The organism is Nostoc sp. DedQUE04 (assembly GCF_034530995.1).
Lineage (GTDB): Bacteria > Cyanobacteriota > Cyanobacteriia > Cyanobacteriales > Nostocaceae > Nostoc.
In genome coordinates this window covers 55,743-72,618 of the sequence record NZ_JAVRCA010000037.1, presented here as the reverse complement: position 1 = coordinate 72,618, position 16,876 = coordinate 55,743, and the positions used below count along the sequence as shown (strand labels likewise).

The 16,876-nt window shown below is 44.5% G+C and carries 15 protein-coding genes; 11 read left to right on the top strand and 4 right to left on the bottom strand.

Features of this window, described 5'->3' with window-relative positions:
* Positions 1 to 116 precede the first annotated feature (116 nt).
* Entirely contained in the window at positions 117 to 1,556 is a 1,440-nt protein-coding gene (locus RM049_RS23045) for an NHLP bacteriocin system secretion protein (RefSeq protein ID WP_322705822.1), read from the bottom strand.
* Positions 1,557 to 1,997: 441 nt separating this feature from the next.
* Between RM049_RS23045 and RM049_RS23040 the strand changes: the two genes are divergently transcribed.
* The 5 genes from RM049_RS23040 to RM049_RS23020 all read left to right on the top strand — a co-directional run bounded on the left by RM049_RS23040 (position 1,998) and on the right by RM049_RS23020 (position 9,583).
* On the top strand, positions 1,998 to 2,609 hold the full coding sequence (locus RM049_RS23040) for an NHLP leader peptide family RiPP precursor (protein ID WP_322705821.1): 612 nt from the start codon (positions 1,998 to 2,000) through the stop codon (positions 2,607 to 2,609).
* Positions 2,610 to 2,941: 332 nt separating this feature from the next.
* A complete protein-coding gene (locus tag RM049_RS23035; protein ID WP_322705820.1) occupies positions 2,942 to 3,556 on the top strand; it encodes an NHLP leader peptide family RiPP precursor in 615 nt (204 codons plus the stop codon).
* A gap of 208 nt (positions 3,557 to 3,764) precedes the next feature.
* Entirely contained in the window at positions 3,765 to 4,745 is a 981-nt protein-coding gene (locus RM049_RS23030; RefSeq protein ID WP_322705819.1) for a phytanoyl-CoA dioxygenase family protein, read from the top strand.
* 90 nt (positions 4,746 to 4,835) lie between these two features.
* Positions 4,836 to 6,959: a prenyltransferase/squalene oxidase repeat-containing protein gene (locus RM049_RS23025; RefSeq protein WP_322705818.1), complete on the top strand. Its 2,124-nt coding sequence runs from the start codon at positions 4,836 to 4,838 to the stop codon at positions 6,957 to 6,959.
* Between the two features lie 11 nt (positions 6,960 to 6,970).
* The gene (locus RM049_RS23020; protein WP_322705817.1) at positions 6,971 to 9,583 is read left to right on the top strand and encodes a type 2 lanthipeptide synthetase LanM family protein; all 2,613 of its coding nucleotides are present in this window, start codon (positions 6,971 to 6,973) and stop codon (positions 9,581 to 9,583) included.
* Between the two features lie 226 nt (positions 9,584 to 9,809).
* Here the strand turns inward: RM049_RS23020 and RM049_RS23015 are convergent, their stop codons facing one another.
* Positions 9,810 to 10,253 (bottom strand): type II toxin-antitoxin system VapC family toxin, encoded by a 444-nt coding sequence (locus RM049_RS23015; protein ID WP_322705816.1) that lies wholly within the window; start codon positions 10,251 to 10,253, stop codon positions 9,810 to 9,812.
* Between the two features lie 8 nt (positions 10,254 to 10,261).
* The gene (locus tag RM049_RS23010) at positions 10,262 to 10,501 is read right to left on the bottom strand and encodes a hypothetical protein (RefSeq protein ID WP_099068207.1); all 240 of its coding nucleotides are present in this window, start codon (positions 10,499 to 10,501) and stop codon (positions 10,262 to 10,264) included.
* Between the two features lie 74 nt (positions 10,502 to 10,575).
* Here RM049_RS23010 and RM049_RS23005 point away from each other — a divergent pair, with 74 nt between their 5' ends.
* The 6 genes from RM049_RS23005 (at position 10,576) to RM049_RS22980 (ending at position 15,504) form a co-directional block, all read left to right on the top strand.
* A complete protein-coding gene (locus RM049_RS23005; RefSeq protein ID WP_322705815.1) occupies positions 10,576 to 10,764 on the top strand; it encodes a hypothetical protein in 189 nt (62 codons plus the stop codon).
* Between the two features lie 320 nt (positions 10,765 to 11,084).
* Entirely contained in the window at positions 11,085 to 12,248 is a 1,164-nt protein-coding gene (locus tag RM049_RS23000) for a filamentous hemagglutinin N-terminal domain-containing protein (RefSeq protein WP_322705814.1), read from the top strand.
* 60 nt (positions 12,249 to 12,308) lie between these two features.
* Positions 12,309 to 13,055 carry a hypothetical protein gene (locus tag RM049_RS22995; protein WP_322705813.1) on the top strand — a complete coding sequence of 249 codons (747 nt, stop codon included), beginning with the start codon at positions 12,309 to 12,311 and terminating at the stop codon, positions 13,053 to 13,055.
* Positions 13,052 to 14,689: an S-layer family protein gene (locus RM049_RS22990; RefSeq protein WP_322705812.1), complete on the top strand. Its 1,638-nt coding sequence runs from the start codon at positions 13,052 to 13,054 to the stop codon at positions 14,687 to 14,689. Before RM049_RS22995 ends, RM049_RS22990 begins: the two co-directional genes overlap by 4 nt.
* A gap of 217 nt (positions 14,690 to 14,906) precedes the next feature.
* Positions 14,907 to 15,230, top strand: a complete 324-nt coding sequence (locus RM049_RS22985) for a helix-turn-helix transcriptional regulator (protein ID WP_322705811.1) — start codon at positions 14,907 to 14,909, stop codon at positions 15,228 to 15,230.
* A gap of 109 nt (positions 15,231 to 15,339) precedes the next feature.
* Entirely contained in the window at positions 15,340 to 15,504 is a 165-nt protein-coding gene (locus RM049_RS22980; RefSeq protein ID WP_322705810.1) for a hypothetical protein, read from the top strand.
* 232 nt (positions 15,505 to 15,736) lie between these two features.
* Here the strand turns inward: RM049_RS22980 and RM049_RS22975 are convergent, their stop codons facing one another.
* Complete coding sequence (locus RM049_RS22975; protein WP_322705809.1) at positions 15,737 to 16,402, bottom strand: glutathione S-transferase family protein; 666 nt, start codon at positions 16,400 to 16,402, stop codon at positions 15,737 to 15,739.
* Between the last annotated feature and the right edge of the window lie 474 nt (positions 16,403 to 16,876).

Below are 16,876 nucleotides of genomic sequence, written 5' to 3'. Positions count from 1 at the left end.
GGGGTACGACGGCGAATTTTCTTATATCCAGAAGCGATCGCACTAGAAACAGAACGGCGATTATTTTTCTTTGTAAATTTTACTTGTAGTTGTGACAGCATTTTTGTTGTGTGAGGTTAATTTACACCAGTTAAAGACTTGAGAAAAGGAAAAATAAAGCTGATAGGCGATCGCTCTTCTGTGGTAACTCTGACGCTAGTGGTGGTTCCAGAAGAAATTTTCATCTCAACGCCTTTAGAAGAAGACCACTTATAGCCGCTAAAAGTTGAATTGTCTGGCTGCAACTGGGCGTCAACTTGAATTTGAGGCCCTGGAGAGATTAAGCTTTCCACAATCTCTGCATTACCGATCGCATTTAAAGCACCCTCTTTAGTCACGGGAAAAGCTGAAACATGGGTTACAGTACCCACAATACCGCCAAATCGTTCGCGCTCTACTGTAGAAGGTGTAATTTGTACCTTCATTCCCTCGTGAATTTTCTTACCATCACCAACAGAAAAGAAAGTCAAACCCATGAGTTTAGCAGATGGTTCCTCTGCTTGGATGACAGCGATGGAGCTTCCTGGAGAAACAATTTGCCCAAAAGATGTACTAATTTCTAAAACCCGTCCGTTGTACTCGCTAATAATTAGACTGTTTTGATTTAATTGGACTTGTAATTGGGCAATATTGCGTTTGACTTCTTGGATTTGATTTTGTCGGTTGGTTGCAGCGTCAAAATCTTGCTCAATTTTAGTTTTTTCGTTGGTATCAAGTTCTTGTAGTTGGGATTGAAAATCATTAATTTGGCTGAAGTTTTCGCGGTAGGTTTTTTCTATTTCCACCTGCTGGACATCAAGTTGTTTGAGTTGAGCATCAATATCAGATACTTGTTTAAGAGCATCTTGGTATGCTTGTTGTTGCTGTAAAAGGTTTTGCTGAGAAATTCCTCCTTCTGCTTGCAGCTTTTGGAGTCCCTCATATAGCTTGCGTTGAGCGGGAATCATACTGACGGCGATCGCTCGACTCTGGAGTAAGTTTTGCTGTTGTACTTGCAGAGAACTGAGACCTCTATTTCTCAAAATAGGAGTTAAGCTGGTTGCTTGTTGGAGACGTTGCTGGAGACTGAGACGTTGCTGGGCGATCGCTCTTTTTTCTTCTAGCTTGCGTTGCCCTTGGAGTAAGTTAGAACTGTAATTTTGCGATTGTAATTGGGCTAGCTTGGTACGCTGTTGCTGTAATTGGCTTTGCAATTCAGCTTGATCGATGATTGCTAACACCTGTCCTTTTTTTACATAGTCACCAACACTAACATTCATCGCTACAATTCGTCCCGAAGCCGGCGCTTGCAACGATACAACCTTACTTGGATAAACTAACACCCCCTGTCCTGAAACCGTTATCGGTATGCGACCAACAATACTCCAAATAACTGCCGTTGCTACCAACGAACCAAGGGCAGCTAAAGACAACCAATGCATCGGTTGGATAACTGTCATCACCCGATCCAAGCGTTCAGGGGAAGATAGATTTTCTAAAGCTTTTTTTCGGAAAAGGTTATTTTGTTGTGTAACCATGTGACACCTTTTTAATAATTCAAAATTCAAAATTCAAAATTCAAAATTAAGAGAACTACATATCACAAAGATTTGAGGTGTGTATTTTTTGCCTTTTTTTTCAAATTGCTATATAGCTCTTCAGTATTGCAATTAACAAGTTATTTAAATAAAACCTCCATTATGACTTGAGTAGATGATGTTCAAATCGATTTACCTAACTTATTGGCAACACCAGAGTTGATTTATGCAGTTTTGAAAATCTTTGGTGTTGAGGAAAATCGCCAATACCTTGATATCACTGTCTTTCAAGCATTTTTATCAAATTGAAATATTCCTAGTTATCTCAAAGGTTGCATATTTTGATTTCAGTTCTCCCAAGGAGTGATACAGAAGGCAGTCAAAGGATTACCTCTAAACCAAACATCAAAAACAAACAACATCTTAATTAGGAGAGCGACAATGTTTGAAATTAAAGCACAAATGCTGACACAAGCAGTACAAGATTCACACTTTCGCAGTCGTTTAATTGCTGACCCTCTAACAGTTGCAGCAGAGTATGAATGGAATATTCCGACTCAAACACAAATAACTGTAGTTGAGGAAACGCCAAGTCATTACTATCTAGTACTCCCAGCATTAGGTACTCAAGATTTAGCTAATCAAACACCTGAAAATTCTGATGTCAGCTCAACAGCACACATACTAGAAATCGAAGTGCAATTGCTTGCACGTGCAGCCCAAGATGCAGACTTTCGCAGTCGTTTAATTGCTGACCCGAAAACTGTGATGGCACAAAAGGGATTGAATTTTCCAACTAATATTCAAGTCAGCGTATTAGAAGAAACCCCGAATCGTTACTATCTGGTGTTGCCAGCATTAGACTTCTCTGAACTAGAAGCTAACAGAGATTTATCCGATGCAGAACTGGAATTAGTTGCAGGCGGAACCGATACGCAAAATCACAGTTGGACAGGTTGTGCTTCTGGGCAAAGTGGTTGCGTTGCTACTAAAGGCTGTGATGCGGCGGCTGCAACTGTGGGAGTAACTTTAGCCGCAACAGCAGCATTATGACAATAAAGACTGGCAAAAATGCTTTTGTCAGTCATTGTCTCAGACAAAAACAAGTTTTGATTTTAAAGAGTAGAAGCTTGTCTTGGAATTTTGATAGCTCATAACTTCTACCAGAAAAACCAACTTTATAAAAATCATAATTTGCGCGGCTTCCGTTCAGATGGGGTGTCAATTCCCATCCGAACATTCTCCTGTACCTCTAAATTTCTAATAATCTCAAAGGCTGCATATTCTGATTTCAGTTCTCCCAAGGAGTGATACAGAAGGCAGTCAAAGGATTACCTCCAAACCAAACATCAAAAACAAACAACATCTTTATTAGGAGAGCGACAATGTTTGAAATTAAAGCACAAATGCTGACACAAGCAGTACAAAATTCACACTTTCGCAGTCGTTTGATTGCCGACCCTCTAACAGTTGCAGCAGAGAATGGATGGAATATTCCCACTCAAACAAAAATAACTGTAGTTGAGGAAACGCCAAGTCATTACTATCTAGTACTGCCAGTATTAGGCACTCAAGATTTAACTAATCAAACACCTGAAAATTCTGATGTAAGCCCAACAGCACACATGCTAGAAATCGAAGTGCAATTACTTGCACGAGCAGCCCAAGATGCAGACTTTCGCGGTCGTTTGATTGCTGACCCGAAAACTGTAATGGCACAAAAGGGATTGAATTTTCCAACTAATATCCAAGTCAGTGTATTAGAAGAAACTCCAAATCGTTACTATTTAGTGCTGCCAGCATTAGATTTCTCTGAATTAGAAGCTAACAGAGAATTATCCGATGCAGAACTGGAATTAGTTGCAGGCGGAAGCGATACGCAAAATCACAGTTGGACAGGCTGTGCTTCTGGGCAAAGTGGTTGCGTTGCCACTAAAGGCTGTGATGAAACTGCTTCAACCGTGGCAACAACTATAGCAGTAACAGCAGCATTAGCCTGAAACCTAGATCCCCCCTAGCCCCCCTTCAAAAGGGGGGAAATTCTAAAGCCCCCTTAAAAAGGGGGTTGGGGGATCTGAGTGCGTAAGTTCTGATAATTTCAAAGGTTGCATATTTTGATTTCAGTTCTCCCAAGAAGTAATACAGAAGGCAGTCAAACGATTACCTCAAACCAAATCAAACATCATTTCTCATCTAAACCTAAAGTATATGCCTAACCCAAATTTGACAGACACTAAAACCAATTCTACTGTATATGCGCCTACGCAGACTGAGCCAGCAAACAAATATGCAAATTACTCACAAGCGAGTTCAGCGTTTGATATTTCTGAGGTAAATAACTTCCCTCTAGACAGCGATTATGACCTTGCAACCGAGCAAATCCATAACTTTCAGCAGGATGGACATTTGCTGGTGCGTGGTGTAGTTTCTGCAAAAGAAATAGCTGTGTACAAACCTGCGTTAGTAGAAACGGTTGACCGCTACGATCGCGAACAGCAGGCGATGGAAAAGACTGTTAGCGGTCAAAGTCAAGGATGGCAGTTTGTTGAAAACCTTTACCAACTAGATTTAGTTGCCCAACGCTTTGTTTTAGCTCGTCGATTTGGCAAGATTGCTGCCGATTTATTAGGAGTTGATACTGTCCGCTTATTCCGCGACCAATCTTATTTCAAAAAACCGGGAGGCGGCAATACACCCTGGCATCAAGATGGTTACTTTATGCCCCTAGATACAACTCAGATAGTCACAATGTGGATTGCTCTGTCGGAGGTTTCCCCAGAAATGGCACCGATGACTTTTGCTAGCGGTTCCCACAAACAGGGCTATATCGGGGCTTCAATGCCGCTAGATGAGTCAATGGATGAGTTTGAGCAATCCATTATTAAATCGGGGTTTCAACTCAAAAATTATGGAGCAATGGCAGCCGGAGATGCGAGTTTCCATTCTGGCTGGACGCTGCACAGTTCGCGGAAAAACACAAGCGATCGCACCCGCGAAGCCTTAGTGATTGTTTATTACGCCGATGGCGCCAGGGTAACGATGCCCCCTGTACCCGCCGATGCTCTACCGCAGGAGCAGTTTGCCGCTGTAATTCGCCAACGCAACTTATCTACCTGTTTGCCAGGATTGAAACCCGGAGACTTGGCTGAAACTTCAATGAATCCAATCGTCTACCGAAGAACGACTTAAATTATTTTCCCATCTCAAACCTAGCGAACCAGCAACCGCCGAAACTAATCCGATCGCTTACGCCTATTCTGAATCATCTTTGTTTCTGTCATGGTTTACCAACGCACTCATACTTGGCTGTACTCTTTAAAAGACTCTCTGCAACCCATCAAGCCGCATCTGACCGCCCTAGTCTGTCCAGAAGCGATAGAACAACTCGATTCTGTAAGCAGTTACTTTCCAGATGCGATCGCTTCCACTTATGGCTTTGAATATCGCCTGCAACCTTCTGCTTCTGTAGTTGACTTTGCTTTTCAAGTTACCGAGACTGGTCGAGAAATTTTAGCAGGCTTAAACCCCCATACACGTCTGTCAGAGGACTTTGGTAAGCATCCCGTTTGGCAACAAATTCAGAAGTTCTGCACCGAATGGGCAGATCCGTCTTCCTTACTGCATTACTTCATTGGCGATCTTTGGTTAGAGTTTGATTCCAAGCCGGATGGCGATACTAATACAAATAATATCCCCATACCTGGGTTATTTTTCGGAGTGACTAGCCCACCAGATAATTCAGGAATCTCCTTCAACTACTCTTGGATTTGGGAACAAGCTATGCCTTTATTATTAGGCACGCCCTTGCCTCCCGCCTTAGAGAAAAAATTCATCGACTGTATCAAGCGGTTGCCTCCCCAAACGAGCATTTTTCAGGTTGGACTGATGTTTTCCCGAACCGTGCAAGCAATAAGACTCTGCCTTGTCGGTTCTCCCTCGGAATTGCTGCCATATTTGAAGGAAATAGGCTGGACAGGACAGCTTGCAGAGGTAGAAAAGCTCGTCAACTCCCTTTCTGGCTGCGTTGATGGCATTATCCTCGACCTTGATATTGGTGAACAGATTTATCCGCGAATTGGCATTGAAGGAATTTTTCTCACCCGCTACCAAGCCTGCGTAAACGGACAATGGGAATCGCTGCTAGATTATCTCACTTCCCAAGGTTTATGTGCCAAAGAAACCAGGGATGCTTTGCTCAAATACTCTGGCTATAGCCTAGTAAAGCGTCTGGGCGATCGCATTTACATCCGAGGATTGAACCATATCAAACTCATTTATCAATCAGGGCAACCCCTAGCAAGCAAAATTTATTTTGGTGCAATGCATCAACCCCTCAGTAAAATACCTGGACGTTCTGCTGAGACGATAAATGCAAAGAGTACAGAGGACGCAACCAAGCAAGAACGTGGCGACGCAGACGCTATCGAATCAGCCGTTACTTTTTTGCTAACTGCACGAAATTCCGAGGGGTGGTGGATTGATTTTCAGCTAGCGGCTGGCTTGAGCGATGAATGGGTAACGGGTTATGTGGGAGCAATGTTAGCAAATATACCCGATAACCGTATACCTGAAGCTGTTTCCACAGCTTGGAATCTGCTCAATAGTCGCCGCCATCGCGCCAATGGCAAATGGGGCTACAATCGCTTGCCTCCTGGCGATGCAGATAGTACTGGCTGGGTACTCCAGCTTGCTTGCGCTATTGGTGAGAGTAATTCAGAACGGGCGCGTCAAGCGATGCAATCCCTAGCAGCTCATCAGCGGCCGGATGGAGGCATTTGCACCTATGAGAGTGAGGAATCGATTCGGGCTTTTATTCATGCTTCTCCCGAAATAGGATTTGCGGGTTGGTGCGGTTCGCATACTTGCGTGAGTGCGGCAATTGCAGCTTTGCCCGAATACCGCTTTCAGCTCCAGGATTATTTGCGATCGACTCAGCAAAATGATGGTAGCTGGCTGGCTTACTGGTGGCAAGACCCCGAATATGTAACGGCTCTAGCGGCTGAGGCAATTGCCGCTTGTTATCCAAATTCTGACTGTATTACCAACGCCGTGGCATGGGGAATGAACCGCCTCAATTCCCAAGGATTTGTTGCAACTAGCGATCGCCCCTCTGGTTCGCCATTTGCCACAGCTTGGTGCTTGCGACTGCTGATACTGAGACGGCAAGATACCGCAGTACAAGCAGCGATCGCCAAGGCAACCGATTGGTTACTAGCACAGCAACAGCCCAATGGTTCTTGGGTTTCCTCAGCCCGGTTGCAAGTTCCATTAACAGATGACCTAAATCCCAATCAGTTTAACCAGTGGATTTACCACGGCACGATTCAAGGCAGTCTAGTGTTTGACAAGCATTGCGTCTTCACCACTGCCACCGTATTACAAGCTCTACATCGTAGTTTATAAGGCAAATTAAGATGAACGCAGTTATTTCTAGTATCTCTACACAGCAGTTGCCCGCGATCGCCAACCCCGTTATTTCCACAGCCCAGTTGCACAGCATCGTTAGCCGCGCTAGCAACCTGTTTGAACGACTCGATCGCCAGATTTTCTTACCCTCCGCTGAAAGGAATGAAAAACTCTTGCAATCGCGTCTGGATACTTGGTGTCAGACAGTAGCAAAAGGAAATTTCGAGCATTTTCAACAATACTTGCAATGGGATGGGCTGAATTTAGAAACAGCAAAAAACGCGATCGCACCTGTATGTTTGCGCCACGATGCTCCCTTACCCAACTGGGCAAAGACGCTCTCAGCTGTTCTCAATCTTGCCTTTTCTCAGGCAGCAACAAATCCCGATCCCACGACTTCACATCGCTTTTTGATTTCCCAATCTCCCCTCCCCTTTGAAGAGATTCTTGTCCCATTTGTTTTATTTGCCCAACAAGAACTGATTGCTAGAACTGGCGAGTCTTACCAGAGATTAACCGATGAGGTTCATGGTGTATTTGAGCGTAGCTTGCTCGGTCAGTTAATTGACATCGCCACACAGCCTTTGCAGATAGCTTTTAGCAGTTGGCGAGTCGCTCAACAATCCTCTTTTACCCGTCTACTGACACAGACACAAGAACTGCAAAGCCGCAGCCTCTATATCCGGTTTGTTCGGGAAATGTTGCAGGGCAAACTAATTTCTTTTTTTGTAGAATATGCTGCTCTAGCTAGGTTACTGGCTACGACAACCGAGCTTTGGGTAGAATCCCAGCTTGAATTTCTCCATCACTTAGACGCAGACTGGTCGGAGATTGCAGAGAAATTTAACAACGGTTTACCTCTGGGTCAGGTGACATCGGTGCAGCCTCTCCGATCTGACCCCCATCACGGCAGACGCTCTGTAATTACACTGAAAATTGAGCCAAATCTGCGCTTAGTTTACAAACCCAAGCATTTAGGCGTTGAACGGGCGTACAATCAGCTTTTGGCTTGGTTAAACGAACAGGGTTCACCTCTGCCTCTAAAAACCTTGCAAGTAATTAACCGCGATAGTCACGGCTGGGTGGAGTTTGTCACCTCCCAAGCCTGTGAAGATACAGCCCAAATAAAACGCCATTACCAACGGGCAGGGATGTTACTTTGTTTGGTTTACGTGCTAGACGCTACTGATTGTCACTACGAAAATATCATTGCCTCTGGAGAACATCCAGTTCTGATTGATACCGAAACTGTGATGCAGCATCGACCGAAAAACGAGTCATGGGCAAACCTACAGACTGCTCAACAGCTTGCATTCCATCGCGTAGATAATTCCGTGATGCGTACTGCTCTATTACCCGTCTGGCATCCAGCATCCAATGGTAACTCAGGCTTTGATTTTAGCGGGTTAGGCAGCCACAATCAAGGAACTAGGCATTATAAAGGACTCCAGTGGTCTAGTGTAAATACAGACCATCAGTTTATCGCTCAACAACAGCGATTCCAATTTCAACCCACTGAACTCAGCCTTTTTGATGGCAAATTAGGAATTGCATTATTTCTGGCAGCGGTAGAGCATATTAAAAAAGATGGAGAGTTTCGAGAACTGTGTTTGGGAGCGTTGCAGGAGTTTCGTCAGGCATTATCCAAAATTGAACAGCCAAAAGGTGAATTCTCGAACCTGAATCTTGGCTTATCAGCTGGACTGGGAGGATGGATTTACAGCCTGACTAAAATCGGTCAGTTTCTCAATGACGATCGCTTGCTTGCAGATGCTTTGAATTTGGCATACTCGATAGTACCAGAGGCAATTACTAGCGATCGCAGTTTGGATATCGCTGGCGGTACAGCAGGTACGCTTTTGAGTTTATTGGCATTGTACCAGGTTGTTGGCGACCCGGTTGTGTTGGAATCTGCCTGCTTGATTGGTCGTCATTTATTAGCCCAAAGTGTAATAACTTCTAAAGGCAGAGCTTGGAAAACGCTGGATGGTCGATTGTTAACGGGCTTTTCCCACGGAGCAGCCGGAATTGCCTACGCCCTGCTCAAACTGGCACAGGTGACGAATGATGCTGAGTTTCGGGCGGCTGCGGCAGAAGCGATCGCCTACGAACAAAGTATATTTTTACCAGAGGTAGGCAACTGGCCCGATCTCAGGGACTTTTCTAAATTTCTCCAAGCAACTGCTAAATCTGAATCTTCTTCACTGATGTCTAGTTGGTGTCACGGTGCAACTGGTATCGGTTTAGCCCGCCTCGGCGGACTGCCAATGTTGTCAACTGAAGCAATTCATCAGGATATTCAAGTGGCAATCAAAACTACCCAAAAGCAACTCACCCAGAAACGAGGGATAGTAAACCAGCTATGCTGCGGTCAGATGGGACAGATTGAATTGCTGCTTTGTGCAGCCAGCCGATTGGGAAAACCAGATTTATTGACAAATGCCAGAGTCCATGCTTTACAAATTGTGCAGCAAGCAAGACACAAAGGGTATTATCTCGAACCTGCCCTACACTCAAGCGTATACGTTCCTGGTTTGTTCCGGGGGGAGGTTGGTATTGGTTATACTTTGCTGCGCCTAACTCATCTGGAACAACTGCCTTCAATTCTTTTATGGGAATAGCAGCTTTTGAATTTACCGCGATGTGATACTACGAATTACGTTGCGGTAAGCTACCACTTCACGAAATTTTGACTCACTGAGTCGTGCCGAGATACGCGGCTCTACACCGACACGGTGCTTATGCTGCTTGTAGCCGTTTCAATTCTTGTATCAAGGCAAGACATTGTTTAACAGCGTCTCTAGCTAGAGCGATCGCGCCCTTTAATAAATATTGCAAATAGTTTGCTCACTCCACCAACAACTCACTCACCACCAAAACCCTCAACTCCGTCACCCGCTTAAAAGCCGCATCATTGGTCAAAAACGCCTCACAACCAGCAATTATCGCCGCCGCCACCTGCAACGCATCGGGTAACTGAAGGTTATAACGCACCCGAATTTTCGCGGCTTCTCGCGCAATAGCAGCATTAATTTCTACAAAAACTACTTGTTCTTGTTGCAACACATCGACAAAAGCCTGCTCTAAATCCACTAACCCCAGACGGATAGCAGCCACCAAACACTCTGATAACGTTATCCCAGATGCTACTGCTGTAATATCAGCTTCTAACCGATCAAAAATTGGATCGACTAAATCCACAAACAACGGATTGCGTTCTACAAAATAAATTACAGGTGCTGTGTCGAGAAATAAGCGAGAAACTCCAGCTAAGGCATTACTAATTTTCATTCTTCTGCTCACAACAACCGTTCTCGATGCTCATCTCCTTCCCGTCGAGTCCGGGAAACCCATTCTTGAGCATCTTCACCTAATAATGGATAGGGTGCCATACCCTTCAAATCGCTCCACTTGCGTTTTGGTTGCGCCTGAGTGATATGTTTCTTCACACGCTCCAGCAAATGCCCCATCACTGTCAATTGCTCCTCTGGAGTCAGTTGCTCAATCTCGCTTAAAACTTTTTCAAGTGATGGACTCATCAACCTAACCCTTATCAACAGAATTAAATTTTAGCGTCTTTACTCTTCTGCTCTGGCGTAACTTTTAGATAACGTTGCAACCTTCCCTCTTCGCTGCGATCGCTTGCTCGATCCTCAGTTCTCTTCCCAAAGGTGCGATCGCCTTCCTGGTTCTGTGGAAAACTGAGAACGAAACGTCATCAAGTTTGTTATCGGTTTCGCTGACACCAAAAGCAAATACCGCCAAGAGAGCGATCGCTAATTTAACTGGCTCTTATACCTAAACTCCGCTTCGCTACCTATGAGGTTTTCTCACCAAAATAGATAAAAATTTCAGTAGGTCGAAAACTTTTGTCAGAGGATGTTTTAAACAGTCGAAACCATTCAAAAATCATGCCACTCACCCAATCGTAATACGAATCATGACAATATAAATCAATGTCTTTGAGGTTTCAGGTAGTCTTTTATAATCCTTTATTTAGATTAAAAACTTGGTGAATTTGACGAAATAATCAGGTTTTCAGCCGATGACGTTGGAAAGAGCGATCGCTCTATTCGTTTATCCAAAACTAGGTACTTGAAAATCAGGTTGTACAGTAATTTTGTGTCTACTAACTGTAATTCAGTAACGGCTACCTACTTTGAGGGTGTAATGTCTGGGGTAAGTATGGGTGAAAACTGGTTTTTAAAGCTAGGGATGGTTGCGGGTAGTGTCAGACATTTAGATTGGTTACTTACATTAGGAATAGCGATCGTATTTCACCCAAATATCGCCATTGGACAAATTACCCCAGATACAACATTACCGAATAATAGCAATGTAAATACACTAAACAATATTATAAATATTACTGGTGGCACACAAGCAGGAACTAATCTGTTTCATAGTTTCAAAGAGTTTTCTGTTCTCAAAGATACTACAGCTTACTTTAATAATGCTCCAGATATTCAAAATATTATTAGTCGAGTTACAGGTGGTTCGCAATCAAAAATAGATGGAATTCTGCGGACAAACGCTACAGCGAATTTATTTTTAATTAATCCTAACGGTATTATTTTTGGAGAAAATGCCCGCTTAGATATTGGTGGTTCATTTATTGCTAGCACAGCAAGTAGCATCAAATTTGTTAATGGTTTTGAGTTCAGTGCTACAACTCCTGAATCTACACCTTTACTAACGATAAATACACCTATTGGCTTGCAATATAAAGTCAATCCAGGCACTATTGAGGTCAAAGGCGACGGTCAAGGGCCAAGGGTCACAGGTGAATTGATTGATACAACAAATGCACTGCGAGTGCCAGCCAATCAAACTTTAGCCTTGGTGGCTGGCGATATTTCCTTAGAGGGAGCAACGCTAAAGACAGCAGGAGGAAGAATAGAGTTAGGCAGTGTAGGGGATAACAGTCTAGTTGCTCTCACACCGATAACTAAAGGTTTTGCCTTGAGCTACGATGGAGTGCAAAACTTTGGCAATATTCAACTATCAAAACTTTCAGCGGTAGATGCCAGTGGCGCAGGTAGCGGTGACATCCAAATCCAGGGTCGGCGTGTCACCATAGCCGATGGTTCCCAGATAGAAGCAAGTACTCTGTTAGGAGAAAAAGGTGGCAAGTTAGTAGTAAATGCTACTGAATTATTAGAGCTAGTTAGTACATCTGCTGATGGTTACTTTTCCAGTGGCTTGCTTGCTTCTGCTTACTCAACCGGGGATGCCGGAGACTTGACAATTAATAGCCAAAATTTGCTCGTGCGCGATGGGGCATAAGTAAGTACAGCCACATTTGGTACGGGTAAGGGCGCTTCTTTAACTGTCAATGCTCAAGACGTGCAACTGATTGGCACTACTGCCGATGGTCTGTTTCCCAGTGGCTTGTTTGCTTCTACTCAATCAACAGGAGATGCCGGAGACTTGACAATTAATACCCAAAATTTGCTGGCGCGGGATGGGGCACAAGTAGCTGCATATACATCGGATGCAGGTAAGGCGGGTTCTTTAACAGTCAATGCTAAAGATGTGCAAATGATTGGTACTGCTAATAGTCAGTTTCCCAGTGGTTTGTTTAATTATGCTTACTCAACCGGGGATGCTGGCGACTTGACAATTAATACCCAAAATTTGCTTGTGCGCGATGGGGCAAATGTCGCTACGCAGACATATGGTGCAGGTAAGACGGGTTCTATAACTGTCAATGCTGAAGATATACAACTAATTGGTAGGAGTGCAAATGGTGAGTTTGCCAGTGACTTGTCTGTTCAAGCTGGTTTAGGGTCAACTGGCGATGCAGGAAATTTGACGATTAATACCCAACGTTTGCTCGTGCGGGATGGGGCATACGTCGATGCCAGTATATACGGTACAGGTAAAGGGGGTGCTTTAACTGTTACTGCTAATGATATACAACTGATTGGTACTTCTACTGACGATCGCTTTAGGAGTGGCTTGTTTACTCAAGCTTATTCAGGGATAACTGGAGATGCAGGAGATTTGACGATTAATACCCAAAATTTGCTTGTGCTAGATGGCGCACAAATAGATGCAGAGACGTATGGTACAGGTAAAGGGGTTTTTTGAATCTCACTGCTAAAGATATACAACTGATTGGTAGCTCTAGTGATGGTCGCTTTCCTAGCGGCTTGTTAACTTCTACTCACTCAACCGGAGATGCAGGAAACTTAAAAATTGATACCCAACAGTTGCTTGTGCGCGATGGGGCGCTGATAAATACCAGCACATCGGGTACAGGTAAAGGAGGTTCTTTAACTGTCACTGCTAACGATGTGCAACTGATTGGTGAGTCTAGTGATGGTTCCCTTAAGAGCCGCTTGTTTACTACTGCTGCCATAGGAATAACTGGGGATGCAGGAGACTTGACAATTAATACGCAGAATTTGCTTGTGCGCGATGGTGCATTTGTTGATGCCAGCACTGAAGGTACAGGTAAGGCGGGTTCTTTAACTCTTAATGCTAAAGATGTGCAACTGATTGGTGTCTCTAGTGATAGGCGTTCTGGCAGTGGCTTGAATACATCTGCTAAGTTAGGATCAACTGGGGATGCAGGAGATTTGACGATTAATACTCAACAGTTGCTGGTGCGCGATGGGGCACAGATAGGTGCAGCCACATCGGGTGCAGGCAAAGGGGGTTCTTTAACTCTCAATGCTAAAGATGTGCAACTGATTGGTACTACTGCTGATAGTCAGTTTCCCAGTGGCTTCTTTACCACTGCTTACATAGGGGCAACTGGGGATGCAGGAGACTTGACGATTAATACCCAACAATTGTTTGTACGTGATGGGGCAAAAATAAGCGCAGGAACACAGAGTGCAGGTAAAGGGGGTTCTTTAACTCTCAATGCTAAAGATGTGCAATTAATTGGTAGGTCTGCTGATGGTAGCTCTAGTAGTGGCTTGTTCGCTTCTACTGACTCAACTGGGGATGCAGGAGATTTGAAGATTAGTAGCGAGAAATTACTCGTTCAAGATGGAGCGATAATAACTGTCAGCAGCTTAGGTAAAGGAATTGCAGGGAATTTAAATATTAATGCTGACTTTATCCGTTTGAACAACAACGCCTCTGTTGATGCTAATACCCAAGCTGTCAATACTGACCCAAGTAAAGAACAAGCTACTATTACTCTGCGCTCTCAAGATTTACTATTGCTTCGTAACAGCAACATCACCACAAACGCTTCTGGAGAAAACGTCATTGGTGGCAATATCAATATTAATACTGATCTTTTGGTTGCATTTGGCAATAGTGATATCAGTGCAAATTCTACTGACTTTCGAGGAGGTCAGGTGACAATCAATGCCAAGGGAGTATTGGGCACTCAATTTCGTGATGTACCCACCCCAAATAGCGATATCACTGCTACAGGAGCTAATCAGCAGTTGAATGGTACAGTGCAACTCAATACACCACAACAAGATCCCACAAATGGTTTAGAGAAATTGCCACTAGAAGTAGTGGATGCCTCACAATTAATTAACCAAAACTTCTGTGCCAAAAGAGGTAATAGTAGCTTCACGCTCGTTGGACGTGGTGGTTTACCTCCTTCCCCCAACACTGTACTTAACAATGATACAGTTTGGGAAGATTGGCGAGTCACTGCTGTACCAAGACAAGCACAAAAGTACAGCAGTAGGGGAAATATTGAGAAAAGTTCAGCACTGAGTACACAGATTATGGAAGCTCAGGGTGGGTAGTGAATGCTAAAGGTGAAGTGATATTGACAGCTGCTGCACCGACCCTAACACCCCACAGCTTGAGGAATTTACCCTTTGGATGTCACCCGAAGGATATGGGCTATGGTCAGTAATCTCTAGGACTCACGCAACTGGCACAGTGCGATCGCAATGACTAAATTTATGCTACAAATAGTTGCAATAAACTATTTTGATTGTAAACTAGAAGTTGCATAATATGGCAAGTAGAGAAGATATGGAAGAGATCGTGATGTTACCACTGACAGAAGTAGGTTCTATAAAATGGACAGCTGCGCGTGGGCAAAAAATGCGTGAGTTGCGTGGCGATATACCGTTGTTGAATTTATCCAAAAGGCTTACTGAATTTGAAGTAGATATTTCTCGCCAGTACTTGAACAGGATGGAGACAAATACAGATGTCAAAAACGCTTCTCCAGAAGTCCTTACTGCTTTGTGTAAAATATTTGGCTGTACATTAGCTGAGTTACTGTGCTTGAAATCAACCAAAATTGTGCAATTAGGGGTTGATATATGTAACTAAAAATTGCATAAAAGCATCAAGGAGAGCAACCTACTTTCCTCAAACACGAAATCCGAGAGCAACTAAATTAAAACTTCAGTGCGGCAAAAGTAGCCAAAGCTAACCCGGAGTGGCCGGAAGTAAACTTCTAACGATCGCTAATAGTGTACTGGGTCAGTTCGACCCATCGCTGTTGCAGAATGATAGCTACATTCTCCGGTTAGAAGTTGCTGATAATGGTGGCGACATCAGTTATGTAGAGAATGGCACGCTTGTAAAGCTGAAATGCTTATAGTTAAACAGTTTGCAATTGTTTGCGTAATTCATGCCGGGGTTTGGTCATCAAGGGATAAATTTTTGGGCAAACCTACATTATCTTCCTATCTGCGATCGCCGCTTCTGATGCCATTAATGCTCAATGGGTATTACATGTAATACCGTTTCACTTTAAAGTTGATACAAATAGGAGGCAGGGGACAGGGGGCAGGGGGCAGGAGCAATAGTGTCAAATCTCTCTTTTGCGCTAGTCAGCCAGTCGGTTGCTTGCCAGTGAAAACCGCTAATTGAGCGGCGAAAGCACGCTTGAAGGCGGGCCGCGCTTCACCACGGGCGACATAGGTAGAGAGATTTGGATAGTCGTCCAGCATACCCGAGTCTTTCAACCTGAGCAGCACTTCCACCATCATCAGGTCGCCTGCGCTGAATGCGCCATCGAGCCAGTCGGCATCTCCAAGGTGACTGGAAAGTTCTAAGAGCCGGTTACGGATGCGACCTTCGACGACACGCAGGCGCTGCTCGTACCAGGCCTCATCACGCTCTAAGTACGTGGCCATTTCCCGATCAACGATTGGCGGCTCCATCGTGTTAAGTGCGGCAAACATCCATGCGATCGCTCGCGCTCGACTATTGGCATCGTCTGGCAACAGCCCTGTATGGCGCTCCGCGATATGGAACACGATCGCCCCCGACTCGAACAGGGCGAGATCGCCATCCTCATAGGTTGGAATTTGCCCGAAAGGATGAAGCGCACGGTGCGCGGGTTGCTTCATCTCACTGAACGAAACAAGACGAACGTTGTAAGGTTGGCCCACTTCTTCGAGCGCCCAGCGAACGCGCATGTCACGCGCCAGTCCCTTGCCGCCATCAGGCGACCGTTCAAAGGCAGTAATAGTGGGTGTCATTGTCAGGGTCATAGTGATTTCTCTTTTGGGTTCAATTTTCTGCTTTGGGTGTGTGTGAATGGCACGCTTGTAAAGCTGAAAGCTCGTCTGGGCAGGGTGTTGGGGGTAGGGTGTAGGGTGTAGGGTGTAGGGTGTAGGTTTAAAGCCTCGCCCCACGCGCGCGAAAAATCCTTATTTCGCAAGGCAGGTAAAAGCCCCACCCGGAGTGTCTGTCTTAATTTCCCTACACCCCACACCCAATACAACCTGCACCCTGTTCACTTTTCTTGATTTTTCCCTACACCCTACACCCTACACCCTACACCCCACACCCTGTTTCTAGTAAATATGAGTGGGGATACAAATAAATTTCTGACTTACTACACCCACTCAGCCACACCCCACACCCAAAAGCCTTATATATAATGGGTTTGCCGTTAACAAACGTGCCATTCGGGTGTGTGTTTTGTCCGACAAGAACAGCAACTCTAGATATCAGCGTCAAAG

Coding starts and splice junctions, on each gene's coding strand:
- RM049_RS23045 (WP_322705822.1), bottom strand. CDS start 1,556: ATGGTTACACAACAAAATAACCTTTTCCGAAAAAAAGCTTTAGAAAAT.
- RM049_RS23040 (WP_322705821.1), top strand. CDS start 1,998: ATGTTTGAAATTAAAGCACAAATGCTGACACAAGCAGTACAAGATTCA.
- RM049_RS23035 (WP_322705820.1), top strand. CDS start 2,942: ATGTTTGAAATTAAAGCACAAATGCTGACACAAGCAGTACAAAATTCA.
- RM049_RS23030 (WP_322705819.1), top strand. CDS start 3,765: ATGCCTAACCCAAATTTGACAGACACTAAAACCAATTCTACTGTATAT.
- RM049_RS23025 (WP_322705818.1), top strand. CDS start 4,836: ATGGTTTACCAACGCACTCATACTTGGCTGTACTCTTTAAAAGACTCT.
- RM049_RS23020 (WP_322705817.1), top strand. CDS start 6,971: ATGAACGCAGTTATTTCTAGTATCTCTACACAGCAGTTGCCCGCGATC.
- RM049_RS23015 (WP_322705816.1), bottom strand. CDS start 10,253: ATGAAAATTAGTAATGCCTTAGCTGGAGTTTCTCGCTTATTTCTCGAC.
- RM049_RS23010 (WP_099068207.1), bottom strand. CDS start 10,501: ATGAGTCCATCACTTGAAAAAGTTTTAAGCGAGATTGAGCAACTGACT.
- RM049_RS22985 (WP_322705811.1), top strand. CDS start 14,907: ATGGCAAGTAGAGAAGATATGGAAGAGATCGTGATGTTACCACTGACA.
- RM049_RS22975 (WP_322705809.1), bottom strand. CDS start 16,402: ATGACCCTGACAATGACACCCACTATTACTGCCTTTGAACGGTCGCCT.